The 15,075-nt window shown below is 49.8% G+C and carries 13 protein-coding genes; 7 read left to right on the top strand and 6 right to left on the bottom strand.

What is annotated here, in order from left to right; translation table 11 throughout:
* Nucleotides 1–168 precede the first annotated feature (168 nt).
* A complete protein-coding gene (gene pitA / locus NA330_RS16665; RefSeq protein ID WP_000902764.1) occupies nucleotides 169–1,665 on the top strand; it encodes an inorganic phosphate transporter PitA in 1,497 nt (498 codons plus the stop codon).
* A 140-nt stretch (nucleotides 1,666–1,805) separates the two neighbouring features.
* Here the strand turns inward: pitA and uspB are convergent, their stop codons facing one another.
* Nucleotides 1,806–2,141, bottom strand: coding sequence for a universal stress protein UspB (uspB, locus tag NA330_RS16660; protein WP_000626193.1), 336 nt, complete (start codon nucleotides 2,139–2,141; stop codon nucleotides 1,806–1,808).
* Between the two features lie 387 nt (nucleotides 2,142–2,528).
* On the opposite strand from uspB, the gene uspA reads away from it, so the two are divergent.
* On the top strand, nucleotides 2,529–2,963 hold the full coding sequence (gene uspA, locus NA330_RS16655; protein ID WP_000323565.1) for a universal stress protein UspA: 435 nt from the start codon (nucleotides 2,529–2,531) through the stop codon (nucleotides 2,961–2,963).
* Nucleotides 2,964–3,287: 324 nt separating this feature from the next.
* Complete coding sequence (gene dtpB / locus NA330_RS16650) at nucleotides 3,288–4,760, top strand: dipeptide/tripeptide permease DtpB (protein WP_023237409.1); 1,473 nt, start codon at nucleotides 3,288–3,290, stop codon at nucleotides 4,758–4,760.
* A gap of 91 nt (nucleotides 4,761–4,851) precedes the next feature.
* On the opposite strand, the gene rsmJ is transcribed toward dtpB, so the two are convergent.
* The 3 genes from rsmJ to NA330_RS16635 all read right to left on the bottom strand — a co-directional run bounded on the left by rsmJ (nucleotide 4,852) and on the right by NA330_RS16635 (nucleotide 8,475).
* The gene (gene rsmJ, locus NA330_RS16645; protein ID WP_001165127.1) at nucleotides 4,852–5,610 is read right to left on the bottom strand and encodes a 16S rRNA (guanine(1516)-N(2))-methyltransferase RsmJ; all 759 of its coding nucleotides are present in this window, start codon (nucleotides 5,608–5,610) and stop codon (nucleotides 4,852–4,854) included.
* Between the two features lie 6 nt (nucleotides 5,611–5,616).
* A complete protein-coding gene (gene prlC / locus NA330_RS16640) occupies nucleotides 5,617–7,659 on the bottom strand; it encodes an oligopeptidase A (protein WP_000184178.1) in 2,043 nt (680 codons plus the stop codon).
* Nucleotides 7,660–7,821: 162 nt separating this feature from the next.
* Nucleotides 7,822–8,475 carry a hypothetical protein gene (locus tag NA330_RS16635; protein WP_000469190.1) on the bottom strand — a complete coding sequence of 218 codons (654 nt, stop codon included), beginning with the start codon at nucleotides 8,473–8,475 and terminating at the stop codon, nucleotides 7,822–7,824.
* 277 nt (nucleotides 8,476–8,752) lie between these two features.
* Between NA330_RS16635 and NA330_RS16630 the strand changes: the two genes are divergently transcribed.
* The 3 genes from NA330_RS16630 to gorA all read left to right on the top strand — a co-directional run bounded on the left by NA330_RS16630 (nucleotide 8,753) and on the right by gorA (nucleotide 11,616).
* Entirely contained in the window at nucleotides 8,753–9,196 is a 444-nt protein-coding gene (locus tag NA330_RS16630) for a hypothetical protein (RefSeq protein ID WP_000209570.1), read from the top strand.
* A gap of 120 nt (nucleotides 9,197–9,316) precedes the next feature.
* Nucleotides 9,317–10,159, top strand: coding sequence for a 23S rRNA (adenine(2030)-N(6))-methyltransferase RlmJ (locus tag NA330_RS16625; protein WP_000954233.1), 843 nt, complete (start codon nucleotides 9,317–9,319; stop codon nucleotides 10,157–10,159).
* Nucleotides 10,160–10,263: 104 nt separating this feature from the next.
* The gene (gorA, locus tag NA330_RS16620) at nucleotides 10,264–11,616 is read left to right on the top strand and encodes a glutathione-disulfide reductase (RefSeq protein ID WP_000160775.1); all 1,353 of its coding nucleotides are present in this window, start codon (nucleotides 10,264–10,266) and stop codon (nucleotides 11,614–11,616) included.
* Between the two features lie 99 nt (nucleotides 11,617–11,715).
* Here the strand turns inward: gorA and NA330_RS16615 are convergent, their stop codons facing one another.
* Together NA330_RS16615 and NA330_RS16610 are read right to left on the bottom strand one after the other, a co-directional pair.
* Nucleotides 11,716–12,951: an MFS transporter gene (locus NA330_RS16615; RefSeq protein WP_000461964.1), complete on the bottom strand. Its 1,236-nt coding sequence runs from the start codon at nucleotides 12,949–12,951 to the stop codon at nucleotides 11,716–11,718.
* A gap of 60 nt (nucleotides 12,952–13,011) precedes the next feature.
* Nucleotides 13,012–13,965 carry a sugar phosphate isomerase/epimerase family protein gene (locus NA330_RS16610; protein WP_000672849.1) on the bottom strand — a complete coding sequence of 318 codons (954 nt, stop codon included), beginning with the start codon at nucleotides 13,963–13,965 and terminating at the stop codon, nucleotides 13,012–13,014.
* A 228-nt stretch (nucleotides 13,966–14,193) separates the two neighbouring features.
* Between NA330_RS16610 and NA330_RS16605 the strand changes: the two genes are divergently transcribed.
* Nucleotides 14,194–15,075 carry an SIS domain-containing protein gene (locus NA330_RS16605; protein WP_000556200.1) on the top strand — a complete coding sequence of 294 codons (882 nt, stop codon included), beginning with the start codon at nucleotides 14,194–14,196 and terminating at the stop codon, nucleotides 15,073–15,075.

Genomic DNA, 15,075 nt, shown 5'->3' with positions numbered 1-15,075 from the left:
CGAAAAGCGCCTGAAAATGGTATTTATCTGAAATATATAAGATAATTCTTTAGTGATATCAAACAAAGCACGAAGTACATCAAAAAAAGTCTATATTTCACTTTGCCCGCGCCGCCAAAGTCACTGATAATGCGCCGCGTTCATGTCCTCAAAATGGCGTAACGTCCTATGCTACATTTGTTTGCTGGCCTGGATTTACATACCGGGCTTTTATTATTGCTTGCTCTGGCTTTTGTGCTGTTCTACGAAGCGATTAACGGCTTCCATGACACAGCCAATGCAGTCGCAACCGTGATTTACACCCGTGCGATGCGTTCGCAGCTGGCGGTTGTCATGGCGGCGGTGTTTAACTTTTTTGGCGTTTTGCTGGGGGGTCTCAGCGTGGCGTATGCCATTGTGCATATGCTACCAACGGATCTCCTGCTCAACATGGGTTCCGCGCACGGCCTCGCTATGGTCTTTTCCATGTTGCTGGCGGCGATTATCTGGAACCTCGGCACCTGGTATTTCGGGTTGCCGGCGTCCAGTTCCCACACGCTGATTGGCGCCATTATCGGCATCGGTTTAACCAATGCGATGATGACCGGCACGTCAGTGGTGGATGCGCTTAACATCCCGAAAGTTATCAATATTTTCGGTTCACTCATTATCTCCCCTATTGTCGGTCTGGTATTCGCCGGCGGTCTGATCTTCTTGCTGCGCCGCTACTGGAGCGGTACTAAGAAACGCGCCCGTATCCACCTGACGCCAGCCGAACGTGAAAAGAAAGACGGCAAGAAAAAGCCGCCGTTCTGGACGCGTATCGCGCTGATCCTCTCAGCTATCGGCGTGGCGTTTTCGCATGGCGCGAACGATGGTCAGAAAGGCATTGGCCTGGTCATGCTGGTGCTGATTGGCGTCGCGCCTGCGGGTTTCGTGGTCAATATGAATGCCTCCAGCTACGAAATCACCCGTACGCGCGATGCTATCAACAATGTCGAAACGTACTTTGAGCAGCGTCCTGACCTGCTGAAAGCCGTCACCGGCGTTGACCAACTGATTCCGTCTCCGGAACCGGGCGCGACTGAACCGACTGAATTCCACTGCCATCCGGCTAACACCATTAACGCGCTTAACCGTGCGAAAGGGATGCTGGCAAACGTGGAAAGCTACGACAAGTTAAGCGTTGAACAGCGTAGCCAGTTGCGTCGCATTATGCTGTGCATTTCCGACACGACCGACAAAGTCGTGAAATTGCCTGGCGTAAGCAGCGATGACCAGCGCCTGCTGAAAAAGCTGAAGACCGATATGTTAAGCACCATTGAGTATGCGCCAGTGTGGATCATTATGGCAGTGGCGTTGGCGCTGGGTATTGGTACGATGATCGGCTGGCGTCGCGTGGCGACCACTATCGGCGAGAAAATTGGTAAAAAAGGCATGACGTATGCGCAGGGAATGTCGGCGCAGATGACGGCGGCAGTCTCTATCGGTCTTGCCAGCTACACCGGTATGCCAGTTTCTACCACTCACGTACTCTCCTCTTCAGTGGCGGGAACCATGGTCGTTGATGGCGGCGGGTTGCAGCGTAAAACCGTGACCAGCATTCTGATGGCCTGGGTATTTACGTTACCGGCGGCGATTATTCTTTCCGGCGTGCTGTACTGGCTTTCCCTGAAGATTATTTAAGCCAAATGGGCCGGATAGCGCTGCCACTAATCCGGCCTGTCAGGATGAAACGACACAGGCCTGACAGGCCGCTACAAGCGGCGTCATCCGGGAGGCTTATCTAACACGAGCGGGTCAGGAAACTGGCCCGCTTTTTTTATTCAGTGCCAAATCATGAGCGCAATCAAGCTCACCACCACCAAACCGCATAACGCGCTGGTCAGCAGAAACTGGCGGCGCACGCGTTCACAACGGCGAATAAATTCTTCATCATGATGATCGCGATAGCGCTGAGCGTAGATATACCATACCAGGCGCACCTGTTTGTTGGGCTGACCATGCGTGGTAAAGAAGCCGCCGCCATCGACATATTGATAGAGCAAAGGATCGCAACCACGAAGTACCACTAACAGTGCGCGTAGCGATGAGAAATAGCGCGCCATATTAACAATGCAAACGACACATAAAGCCCAGAATAGTGAGACGGTGCTTATCATATCTCCTCCCCGGCGACCCGCCCACGGAGTTCCTCTCCGGGACTACCGCTCCCCGATACCCTGCCAGACAATCAGTGAAAGAGTACTACGAAAGCCGTCCATATTAGCGCTCCGCATTCGAACGGCTCTTATACACATTGTAGGAGATCAGTTAATTTTTTTACCAGAAGGTTAATCACTATCAATGCAATTCCCTGAAAATTTTGTTTAACTAACTGGCAAGCAAGGCAGATTGACGGATTATCCTGGTCGCTATAATGTAAGGATAGTTATGGTAAACGGCTGAGCTAGCCCCGCGCATAGAGTTCGCAGGACGCGGGTGACGCGGCGGCATAAGAAACGCCAGTAGCTCAATGGTCATCGACAACTTATGGAAGGAGTAACACTATGGCTTATAAACACATTCTTATCGCAGTTGATCTCTCCCCGGAAAGTAAAGTTCTGGTTGAAAAAGCGGTCTCTATGGCGCGCCCCTACAACGCGAAAATCTCCCTCATCCACGTTGACGTGAATTATTCAGACCTGTACACCGGTCTGATTGACGTCAATCTGGGCGATATGCAGAAACGTATCTCCGAAGAAACCCACCACGCGCTGACCGAGCTGTCTACCAACGCTGGCTACCCTATCACTGAAACCCTGAGCGGTAGCGGCGATTTGGGCCAGGTGCTGGTTGACGCCATCAAGAAATACGATATGGATCTGGTCGTTTGCGGTCATCACCAGGACTTCTGGAGCAAACTGATGTCTTCTGCGCGCCAGCTGATCAACACCGTTCACGTTGACATGCTGATTGTGCCGCTGCGCGACGAAGAAGAGTAATACTTGCCGTGCCGGCTGGCGGCTAAGACCGCATCTGGTCTATAGTCAATAAGGTTGGCCTGAACCATCAGGCAAATTCCGGCTATCAACAACAACGCCCGCTTATGTGGGCGTTTTGTTTATCCCCCCTTCTTCGCAGTACTCAGTACATCATTCCATCACACCAAACATAATTAGTGTGATCCACTAATTAGTTTGCGTATCATTTGTATAATAACCTATTGATCAGGCTAATAACCGCAGTCTATATCAGGGTAAGTCTTTTCGGCGCGTTTTGATATACGCGCTCATACGTTTCGGGATGGCATTAAAAGGCGAAGGAATATGAATACAACTGCACCTACGGGCTTGCTGCAGCAACCTCGTCCATTCTTCATGATCTTTTTTGTAGAATTATGGGAACGATTTGGCTATTACGGCGTCCAGGGCATCCTGGCGGTCTTTTTCGTTAAACAATTGGGTTTTTCTCAGGAACAGGCCTTTATTACCTTTGGCGCTTTTGCGGCGCTGGTTTATGGCCTGATCTCCATCGGCGGCTATGTTGGCGACCATCTGTTAGGGACTAAACGCACCCTGGTCCTGGGCGCGATTGTGCTGGCGATTGGCTATTTTATGACCGGTATGTCGCTATTAAATCCCGATCTGATTTTTATCGCACTGGGTACGATTGCCGTGGGCAACGGGTTATTTAAAGCCAATCCCGCCAGCCTGCTCTCTAAATGCTATCAGCCTAAAGATCCCCGGCTGGATGGCGCTTTCACCCTGTTTTATATGTCGATTAACATCGGTTCTTTGTTATCGCTATCGCTGGCGCCGGTGATTGCCGATAAATTTGGCTATGCGGTGACCTATAATCTGTGCGGCGCTGGTTTAATTGTTGCGCTTCTGGTGTACTTCGCCTGCCGTGGCATGGTGAAAAATATCGGTTCTGAACCGGATCATAAACCGCTACGTTTTCGCAATTTGCTGCTGGTACTACTCGGCACCGTCGTCATGATTTTCCTCTGCGCCTGGCTGATGCACAACGTTAAGATTGCCAATCTGGTGCTCATCGTCCTTTCTATCGTCGTCATTATTTTCTTCTTTCGCGAAGCGTTTCGTCTGGATAAAACCGGCCGCAATAAAATGTTCGTGGCGTTTATTCTGATGATTGAAGCCGTGCTGTTTTACATTCTGTATGCGCAGATGCCTACCTCGCTGAACTTCTTTGCGATTAATAACGTGCATCATGAAATTCTTGGATTCGCCATTAACCCGGTGAGTTTTCAGGCGCTGAACCCATTCTGGGTGGTCGTCGCCAGTCCGGTACTGGCAGCGATTTACACCCGACTGGGTAGCAAAGGCAAAGATCTGACTATGCCAATGAAGTTTACGCTCGGCATGTTCCTCTGCGCGCTGGGTTTTCTGACCGCCGCCGCCGCCGGGATGTGGTTTGCCGATGCGCAAGGACTGACGTCGCCGTGGTTTATCGTGCTGGTGTATCTGTTCCAGAGTCTGGGCGAGTTGCTGATTAGCGCGCTGGGACTGGCGATGGTCGCCGCCCTGGTGCCGCAGCATCTGATGGGCTTTATTCTGGGAATGTGGTTCCTGACCCAGGCCGCCGCCTTCCTACTCGGCGGTTATGTGGCGACCTTCACTGCCGTACCGGAAAACATCACCGATCCGTTACAGACGCTGCCAATTTATACCGGCGTCTTTAGCAAAATTGGTCTGGTAACGCTGGCGGTCACCGTGGTGATGGCCATTATGGTGCCGTGGTTAAACCGGATGATTAATACGCCAGGTACCGAACAGTAATACTCAGTGCCGGATACGGCTTACGCCTTATCCGGCCTACAAATAATTGAGAATCGTAGGCCCGATAAGCGTAGCGCCATCGGGCAATCCGTTACTCCGTCAGAGGGGTTCCGGCATAAATATCAAACCGATGCCCTTTGGTGACGATGGCGTTGGGCGTCGCGACATCCGCCAGCGGCGGCGCATAATCGGGACGTTTAACCACCACGCGTTTGGTCGCTAGCTGACGCGCCGGTTCCAGCAGTCCGTCGGCGTCGAGATCCGGCCCCACCAACGACTGAAATACCCGCATCTCTTTCTTCACCAGCGCGCTTTTCTGCCGGTGAGGAAACATCGGATCGAGGTAGACCACCTGCGGGCGCGGCGTGATATCGGTCAACGCCGTCAGGCTGGAAGCATGAATCAGCTGCAAACGCTCCTGAAGCCAGCCGCCAATGTCCGCATCGGCGTAGCCGCGCGTCAGGCCGTCGTCGAGCAACGCGGCGACCACCGGATTACGCTCCAGCATCCGCACGCGGCAACCGACGGACGCCAGCACAAACGCATCGCGCCCCAGTCCGGCCGTGGCATCAACCACATCCGGCAGATAATCGCCTTTGATACCAACGGCTTTCGCCACCGCTTCGCCGCGCCCGCCGCCGAACTTACGTCGATGGGCCATCGCGCCGCCGACAAAATCGACGAAAATGCCGCCGAGCTTCGGTTCGTCGCGCTTGCGCAGCTCCAGATGTTGCGGCGTCAATACCAGCGCCATCGGGTTGTCTTCGTCATGCTCCAGTCCCCAGCGGGCAGCCAGAACAGATAAGGCGCCGTCTGTGGCGCCCGTTTCATCCATTAAGCAGATTTGCACGTAAAATCAGCCTTTAATCCCGTAATGCTCCAGCATCGCGTCCAGCTGTGGTTCACGGCCACGGAAGCGTTTAAAGAGTTCCATCGGCTCTTCAGAACCACCGCGAGTCAGGATGTTATCAAGGAACGACTGACCGGTCTCACGGTTGAAAATGCCTTCCTCCTCAAAGCGGGAATACGCATCCGCCGCCAGTACGTCGGCCCACAGATAGCTGTAGTAGCCTGCCGCATAGCCGCCAGCAAAGATATGGCTGAATGCATGTGGGAAGCGGCCCCATGTCGGTGACGGCACCACGGCGACCTGTTTTTTAATTTCAAAGAGCGTCTCAAGAATTTTCGCTCCTTGCTGCGGATTAAATTCCGCATGCAGACGGAAATCAAACAGACCGAACTCCAGTTGACGCAGAATAAACAGCGCCGCCTGATAGTTTTTCGCCGCCAGCATTTTATCCAGCAGTTCCTTCGGCAACGGCTCGCCGGTTTCATAGTGGCCGGAGATAAACGCCAGCGCTTCCGGCTCCCAGCACCAGTTTTCCATAAACTGACTTGGCAGTTCGACCGCGTCCCACGGCACGCCGCTGATACCGGAGACCCCGGCGGTCTCAATGCGGGTCAGCATATGATGCAGGCCATGACCAAACTCGTGGAACAGGGTGATCACTTCGTCATGGGTAAACAGAGCGGGTTTACCGTTCACCGGACGGTTGAAATTACAGGTCAGATAAGCGACCGGCTTTTGCAATGTGCCGTCCGCTTTACGCATCTGGCCGACGCAGTCGTCCATCCACGCCCCGCCGCGTTTGTGTTCGCGCGCGTACAGGTCAAGGTAGAAGCTGCCGCGCAACTCGTTATTTTCGTCATACAGTTCAAAGAAACGCACTTCCGGGTGCCAGACATCAACGTCAGTACGCTCTTTGGCAGTGATGCCGTAAATACGTTTCACCACTTCAAACAGGCCATTCACGGCTTTGTTTTCCGGGAAGTACGGGCGTAGCTGCTCATCGCTGATGCTGTACAGGTGCTGTTTTTGCTTTTCACTGTAGTACGCGATATCCCACGGTTGCAGCTCCTCAACGCCAAATTCGGCTTTGGCAAAGGCGCGCAGCTGGGCCAGCTCTTTTTCCCCCTGCGGACGGGCGCGTTTCGCCAGATCGGTTAAGAAGTCGAGCACCTGCTGCGGATTTTCCGCCATCTTGGTGGCCAGCGATTCATGGGCATAATTTTCGAAGCCCAGCAGTTGCGCCAGTTCATGGCGCAGCGCAAGAATTTCTTCCATCACCGGGCTGTTATCCCACTTACCGGCGTTCGGCCCCTGGTCGGAGGCGCGAGTGGAATAGGCGCGATACATCTCTTCGCGCAACGCCTGGTTGTCGCAGTAGGTCATCACTGGCAGATAGCTCGGGATATCCAGGGTCAGCAGGTAACCTTCCTGCTCTTTGGCTTCAGCCTGGGCTTTCGCTGCCGCCAGAGCGCTTTCCGGCATTCCCGCCAGCTCGGCTTCGTCGGTGATGAGCTTCGTCCAGCCCATGGTGGCATCGAGCACGTTGTTGCTGTACTGGTTGCCCAGCTCAGACAGGCGAGTGGCGATTTCACCGTAACGCTGCTGTTTCTCTTTCGGCAGGCCGATGCCGGACAGTTCAAAATCACGCAGCGCGTTATCGACCGCTTTCTTCTGCGCGGTATTCAGAGTGGCGTAATGATCGCCGTCGCGCAGGTCGCGGTACGCGTTGTACAGTCCTTCATGTTGCCCAACCCAGGTGCTGTATTCAGACAGCAGCGGCAGCGTCTGTTCGTAGGCTTCACGCAGCTCCGGACTATTTTTCACCGAGTTTAAGTGGCTAATTGGCGAGAAAATACGCCCCAGAACATCGTCGGCTTCCGCCAACGGCTGGCAGAGGTTTTCCCAGCTATACGGCGCGCCATGCGCCACAACGCCTTCTACCGCCGCCCGGCAATCGGCCAACGCTTTGGTGACCGCAGGCACCACATGCTCCGGTTTAATTGCAGAAAAAGGCGGCAGTGAAAAAGACGTTAGTAATGGATTGGTCATATGCGCAGTCCTGGTCTAAAAAAGAAATGAAGCGCTCTATCGCGCTTTCGCTATGGATCTAGAATGGGGGATAGTTGGGGGAATTTCAATGATGGTGGGCGCTCATTTCACCCGTGCAGCAACGCCAGCATCCGAACGTAGGCATTGCTGCTGAATCCAATTTTAACGACTGAAGATCAGTAGCTGTAGCGGCATAGTGACAATATCCAGCGCCAAAGTTACCGGCAGCAACACTCTGCCAAATTTTGCCCCGGACATACTGCGCTGATACTGATAGAACTCAACGGTGAAAGGATGGTAAAACGCTAGCTGCTGAGTAACGCTCTGATCTTTATTTTTCTGATGGATAGTCCCCTTCAGGTCCATGACGGATAGCGTGCAATTTACCGCGCCGTCTGCACAAATAAACCCATAGCCTACCGCTGCCAGTTTATCTTTCTCGTCCACCCAGGCGTAAGTCACATTGACTTCACCCGTAAACTCCTTCTTATCTGTATCAATCAGGAATTTAACACCATCCTTTACTCGCATTTTATCCCGGCGAATAGTCGCATCTTTTAACAGCGCCACCACATTATCGCCGCCCTGAGTCAACAGGTAGTCAAAATGTTCGCCAACAAACACCCAGCCCGTTTTCCCGTTGCTATCTTTACCTAAGGAAAGCGCGGTAACGGTATCCGATTTCCAGGTAGACTGATGACGATTGCCATCTTTATCGGTGGCAAGTATCAGCCCAAATGAAAGACAGCCCGACAGCGAACAGCAAACCAGTAATAAAAACAGCGTGCGAACGACACATTTTCCATAATGGAACATCAATGAATCCTTTCTTTTCTATTATTAGCGCTATCGTTTTAATCAAATAAACAAGGTAAAACCAGCACTATCATCATAATAAAAACGATTTCAGAATAAGACCCGACAGGGGTAAGTCGGTGGACGCGTCGCGGCATGATTAGCGTTAAATTCAGATAGGTTTTTCATGGGCGTTTTTCTGAAAACAGGGCCGTGGCATCAATCGCTGTCATTTTTGCGCAAACTGCCCATGTATAATATTCTCAACTTTTTCGTTTCTGGAATACAAGGATTGTATATGACCACGTTATTACAGGTTATTGTACTGATATTTATTGTTTTCTTTATTTTCCCTGGGCGAAAAATTTTCCGTCGGAGTAAGCATCTGCAAGATGGCCGTAAATTAATTTCATCTTCTTCGCTGATGCTGCGAAAATTTGGCAGTTCTCGCGGCTATAACGCGGATTACTACTTTGACATGCAGTACCTCTATGAAGTCGCGGACGGTATCACCACCGCGATACCACTCACCAGCATCATTGAGGCGAAACCGGGAACAACGAGAGTCAGTGGTCGTTCAGTCTGGTCAGTCGACTGGATAACAGCGGAAGGGCAAAGAAAACAGACGCGCTTCCTTCATAACTACACCCTATTCAATCAAAGTTTTGCCACCTTCCTTAAGACCGTGAAACAGGCCAATCCAGACGCCTGCATCACTTCGTTGACGTTATTTACGCTCTGACGCCACAGCCTACTTGTTTTTCCTCCTGGCCAACGGCGATAAAAGCGCAAGAGCGGTAATCTCTACGGATCTGCGGTAAACTATCGGCTAACTTGTTTACTTCCCGGAATATCTGCATCCATGCTCAGTTATCGTCACAGCTTTCACGCTGGCAACCACGCCGACGTCCTTAAACATACCGTTCAGAGCCTGATCATCGAGTCGCTAAAAGAGAAAGAAAAACCGTTTCTCTATCTGGACACGCACGCGGGCGCGGGGCGTTATCAGTTGGGCAGCGAACATGCTGAACGTACCGGAGAATATCTGGAAGGCATCGCCCGTATCTGGCAGCAGGACGACCTGCCCGCCGAACTGGAACCGTATATTAGCGTCGTAAAACATTTCAACCGCAGCGGGCAGTTACGCTACTATCCGGGCTCTCCGTTGATCGCCCGCCAGTTGCTGCGTGAGCAGGACAGTCTGCAACTCACGGAATTGCATCCCAGCGACTTCCCACTGTTGCGCGCGGAGTTTCAAAAAGACAACCGCGCCCGTGTGGAACGCGCTGACGGCTATCAGCAACTGAAAGCCAAATTGCCGCCGGTTTCCCGCCGCGGTCTGATCCTCATTGACCCGCCTTATGAAATGAAAACCGACTACCAGGCAGTAGTCAGCGGCATCAGCGAGGGTTATAAACGTTTCGCCACCGGGACATACGCGCTATGGTATCCGGTGGTGCTCCGCCAGCAAATTAAGCGCATGATTCATGATCTGGAGGCCACCGGCATCCGTAAAATCCTGCAAATTGAGCTGGCGATCCGCCCGGACAGCGATCAGCGCGGAATGACAGCCTCCGGTATGATCGTGGTTAACCCGCCGTGGAAACTGGAGCAGCAGATGAACAACGTGCTACCGTGGCTGCACAGCAGGTTGGCGCCAAACGGTCACGGACACACTTCGGTAAGCTGGATCGTGCCGGAGTAATCACAGCCATCGGTGGAACCTTTCACCTTCAGGTATACAATCGCGAATATTTTGGCGGGTAGCGCAGAATCTATCCGTCCGACAACGAACATAAAGGAGCGGTCATGACCAAACACTATGATTACATCGCTATCGGCGGCGGCAGCGGCGGTATCGCCTCGATTAACCGCGCCGCTATGTACGGCCAGAAATGCGCGCTCATCGAAGCCAAAGAGCTGGGCGGCACCTGTGTTAACGTGGGCTGCGTGCCGAAGAAAGTGATGTGGCATGCCGCGCAGATTCGTGAAGCGATTCATCTGTATGGCCCGGACTACGGTTTTGACACCACGATTAATCAGTTCGACTGGAGCAAGCTGATTGCCAGCCGTACCGCGTATATTGACCGCATCCATACTTCATACGACAACGTGCTGGGCAAAAATAACGTGGATGTGATTAAAGGCTTTGCCCGCTTTGTCGATGCCAAAACCATTGAAGTGAACGGCGAAACCATTACCGCCGACCATATTTTGATCGCTACCGGCGGCCGTCCAAGCCATCCTGAGATTCCAGGCGTGGAATACGGCATTGATTCCGACGGTTTCTTTGCGCTGTCTGCCTTGCCGGAGCGCGTCGCGGTGGTAGGCGCAGGTTATATCGCCGTTGAACTGGCTGGCGTTATCAACGCGCTGGGGGCGAAAACGCATCTGTTTGTCCGTAAACATGCGCCGCTGCGCAGTTTTGACCCAATGATTAGCGAAACGCTGGTTGAGGTGATGAACGCCGAAGGCCCGCAACTGCATACTCACGCCGTGCCGAAAGCGGTGGTGAAAAACGCCGACGGTAGTCTGACTTTGGAACTGGAAGATGGCCGCAGTGAAACCGTTGATTGCCTGATCTGGGCCATTGGTCGCGAACCGTCGACCGACAATATTAATCTGGCGGCTGCGGGCGTGAAAACCAATGAAAAAGGTTACATCATCGTTGATAAATGGCAGAACACGAACGTAGAAGGCATTTACGCCGTTGGCGATAACACCGGCGCAGTGGAGTTAACGCCAGTCGCCGTCGCCGCCGGTCGCCGTCTCTCCGAACGCCTGTTTAACAACAAGCCGGACGAGCATCTGGACTACAGCAACATCCCGACCGTGGTCTTTAGCCATCCGCCTATCGGCACCGTCGGGTTAAGCGAGCCGCAGGCGCGCGAGCAGTACGGCGATGAGCAGGTAAAAGTCTATAAATCATCGTTTACCGCTATGTATACCGCGGTAACGACACACCGCCAGCCGTGCCGTATGAAGCTGGTCTGCGTCGGGCCGGAAGAAAAAATTGTGGGTATCCACGGTATCGGCTTCGGCATGGATGAAATGTTGCAGGGCTTCGCAGTGGCGCTGAAGATGGGCGCTACCAAGAAAGACTTCGATAATACCGTCGCCATTCACCCGACCGCATCGGAAGAGTTTGTGACCATGCGTTAATCGTCGTCATACCGGACGATAATTATCCGGCCTACGCGCTTTATATTATGTAGGCCGGATAGCAACTAAAAAGCTAACGAAGTCTCAACACGTAACTGATTAAGCTCTCTCATTTTGCAACGCAACCTGTTGCCGCAACTCTTCCGGAGTCTTAAGGAACGGAGTAAGTACACCGCTGAGCACATACAGACCCGCATAAATACCCAGCACACCGCCAGCCCCAAGAGAAGAATAGAATAAAGCGGTAATTGCGGGGGCAATAAAGGCGCCAAGCCCAGCGCCCAGATTAAGAACCGACATTGCCGCTCCTTTACTATCAGGGGCCAGCATGGGAAACAAGGCCGAAAGAGGCACGTAGCCTGCCATCGTCACGCCACATAGGCAGAGCACGAATGCCATCACGTAAAAATTATGTCCCAGTAGTTGCGGCACAGCCCATACAAGTAAGAGGACCACGGCATAGCCAAATCCCCCAACCCACATGATTGTTTTTCGCCAGCCGAATTTATCACCAAAAAAACCAAAAAAGAGATTCGCAAAAATAGCTACCAGAAAAACAGATGACCACATATGTAGCCACTCTGTTTTACTATAGCCATAACTAATAAGGTATAAAGGTAAAAATGTTGCCAGTCCGTATTGGGCAATACCATTGACTGATTTAACTACAAGCCCTATCGCAATAATCGGACGTTGTAAGATGGTGATACCTTTTAATAATTCGCCTGCACTAAAAGGGTGAATCTCGGATGCCGGCACAACATCACGGTTGACCCAAATACCCAATATTGAACCAATAAGAACAAACAGTAACCCAACCCACAGAACATGAATTTCACCCAGTACAGGTAATGCTATTGAGGAGAAGAAAGGGCCAATAACGCTAAGTCCTAATGAGAAAGTAAACCAGAACCAGCCAACTGCGGTGGATCGACGCGCGACAGGCGTGCTGTAATTAATCCAAATCAGAAATGAATAAGCGAACAGAGGATACCCGATCCCACGAATAGCATAGAAGGGCAGCATCCAGACCAAATCCATATTCTTCAGGCCAATGCCGATAAAACCGATACTACCTATTATAAAGGCAACAAGCCCACAGAACATCACTTTACGAGGCCCTAACGTTTGAACCAGTACGCCCGTAACCCATGCGGCCAGAGTAACAGTAATACCATAAGCCGTTATTAAATAAGATGCCTGGGCAACAGACAAACCCTTTTCAACAAGCCAAATCGAAATCCATGCTTGTTCAACGCCATCGCCTATCATAAATATTGTCAGGCCAATGTAGCCCCATAATAGATTTTTTGGCAGACCTAATTTTTCAAACATAATTCCCTCCAGTGTCATACACTGACTGGTAACGGATAAGAGGTAAGTTGTGGTTTCTTATTATTTGGCTATCATGCTTAACAACATACCCTGTACTTTTAGTGCATCCTGGCTTTTGATCATCGCTTCTATCTCAGGAATACTGAGTTGATCTATAAAGTCTGAAAGTGCTTTATACATTCGAATATTCAGCGCACATTCTGCAACTGGATCCTCGCGGCTAGGGAAAGTATCAAAATAAATCAATCCATTGAAATTAACGCGTTTAGCATAGTAAATATATTCAAGAGTCTGTAACAGATGGACTGAACCTAACATTAAACCATCATCGAAATGACCATATCCGTCATTTAAATGGAAGCCTACAAGTCTATTTTTACGTGCTGACTGGAATAATGAAAATGCTGGGTTTTCCTTTTTCATTATCATATGGCAGAAATCAAGTGTAATCCCCAAGTTATCGTTACCGACATCATCAATTAACATTAGGGTTGAGGAAACATCACTAATATAAGAAAAGGTCCGTGGTTCATAAGGCTTGTATTCAAAACTAAACTGAAGATCTGGATGAGCACTTGTCACCTTACGTAAGGCATTTACCAGCAATTCATACGCTCGAAAATAGTCTTGTTGAAATGGGTAATCATAACCGTCATAGCCAAACCATAAAGTTACAGTAGTGCCCCCCAGGAACTTACAAACTTCAGCAGCTTCCAACGTTGTCTCAATTGCTTTATCGCGAAGAACAGAATCTGGGTTAGTAAATTCACCATCAATAAAATCTTTATTGTAACGTAGTGCAATTCCGCTAACTTTCAATCCGTTATCTGTAATACATTGTTTAATGATTTTTTTATCCTGTCCAATAAAATGCTCAGGATAGTTTAGCTCTATATGCGTCAATCCATCTACATTGCCCATTCTTGTAATAAGATCACATGTATCCATCTTATTATCTGCATTAAACAATTCAGGTCTTGAGCGGAAAGAATTAATTCGCGAAGAAAATTTCATTATAGTCACCTTGTTATGTATCTCAGGTGCTTTTATAAGAAAGATTATGAGCACAGTAAATATCTACAATAAAATATTACTGAAAATAAAGTAATTTAATGATATTAGTCTTAAAAATTTTACTGCGAGTAAAATGCAAAAATAAAACATTTTACAGGCTGTGATCGAGATAACATTTTAATATGGTTATAGCATGGTAGTTTTATTTTTACATCTACAGGAGGAGTTATGCACAGCAGACTTAATGGCAATGAAGTTTTTTTACTTGCAAAAACCCTTGCTCCTGAACTGGGTAAAAAAGAACGAGCAATCGCTCGTTTCATTCATGATAATCCCCAGACTTTATCAAACATGTCAATTACCGATATTGCACATTATCTTAAAGTAAGTGTATCAAGCATTACAAAGGTTTCAAAAAAACTCGGGTTTACAGGGTTTCATGACTTAAAGCTCAGTATTTCTAAAAATATTAACAACAATGAAGATACCGTAGATATTCCTGTCATTCCTGATTCTGAAGGATTCATAGAGAAAATTTTCGAAAGCACACTCTTGAATTCTATTCTGGCGTTGCAAGAGGCGTTAAATGTTATTGACTGCTCTATTATCAAATCAGTTGCCTGGCTTTTTATCCATAAAAACGCTGAAGCAAAAATTTTTATTGCTGGCTGTGGTGGCTCAGCGTCCATCTGCGATGACTTTAACCATAAGCTATTGAAGATAGGTATTTTTTCAACTGTATTCAGTGATAGCCATAAGCAACTGATGTCCGCATCCCTTATGCGCCAGGGTGATATTCTTCTCGCAGTATCACACTCAGGACAAACTTCTGACATTATTCAGATGGTTAATATTGCAAATGAAAGAGGTGCCGAAACAATTTGCTTAACGAACTATCCCAATAGTCCTCTTAGCCTGATTTGTCGTCATTCGATAATCTCTGCGGTAAAAAATAACCCTATCACCGGAGAGAACGCCACTACCCGAATTGTACACCTAAATATTCTTGATGCTATTTTTACTATTATCGCCAGTAAAACCAGTGAGATAACTAAGAATAGCTTATTAAGCACCAGGAACGCGGTGATCTCCAAACGCACTGTCAGTTAA

The organism is Salmonella sp. NW722 (assembly GCF_051702785.1).
In the GTDB taxonomy this organism is placed as follows: Bacteria; Pseudomonadota; Gammaproteobacteria; order Enterobacterales; family Enterobacteriaceae; genus Salmonella; species Salmonella enterica.
Note: the sequence above shows the minus strand (reverse complement) of the source record. Positions and strands in the feature narration are given on the sequence as shown.

Bases quoted from the DNA above. Each gene is read 5' to 3' on its own strand.
- uspB (WP_000626193.1), bottom strand. From the start codon at position 2,141: ATGATAAGCACCGTCTCACTATTCTGGGCTTTATGTGTCGTTTGCATT.
- uspA (WP_000323565.1), top strand. From the start codon at position 2,529: ATGGCTTATAAACACATTCTTATCGCAGTTGATCTCTCCCCGGAAAGT.
- NA330_RS16605 (WP_000556200.1), top strand. From the start codon at position 14,194: ATGCACAGCAGACTTAATGGCAATGAAGTTTTTTTACTTGCAAAAACC.
- prlC (WP_000184178.1), bottom strand. From the start codon at position 7,659: ATGACCAATCCATTACTAACGTCTTTTTCACTGCCGCCTTTTTCTGCA.
- NA330_RS16635 (WP_000469190.1), bottom strand. From the start codon at position 8,475: ATGTTCCATTATGGAAAATGTGTCGTTCGCACGCTGTTTTTATTACTG.
- NA330_RS16625 (WP_000954233.1), top strand. From the start codon at position 9,317: ATGCTCAGTTATCGTCACAGCTTTCACGCTGGCAACCACGCCGACGTC.
- NA330_RS16615 (WP_000461964.1), bottom strand. From the start codon at position 12,951: ATGTTTGAAAAATTAGGTCTGCCAAAAAATCTATTATGGGGCTACATT.
- NA330_RS16630 (WP_000209570.1), top strand. From the start codon at position 8,753: ATGACCACGTTATTACAGGTTATTGTACTGATATTTATTGTTTTCTTT.
- pitA (WP_000902764.1), top strand. From the start codon at position 169: ATGCTACATTTGTTTGCTGGCCTGGATTTACATACCGGGCTTTTATTA.
- NA330_RS16610 (WP_000672849.1), bottom strand. From the start codon at position 13,965: ATGAAATTTTCTTCGCGAATTAATTCTTTCCGCTCAAGACCTGAATTG.
- gorA (WP_000160775.1), top strand. From the start codon at position 10,264: ATGACCAAACACTATGATTACATCGCTATCGGCGGCGGCAGCGGCGGT.
- dtpB (WP_023237409.1), top strand. From the start codon at position 3,288: ATGAATACAACTGCACCTACGGGCTTGCTGCAGCAACCTCGTCCATTC.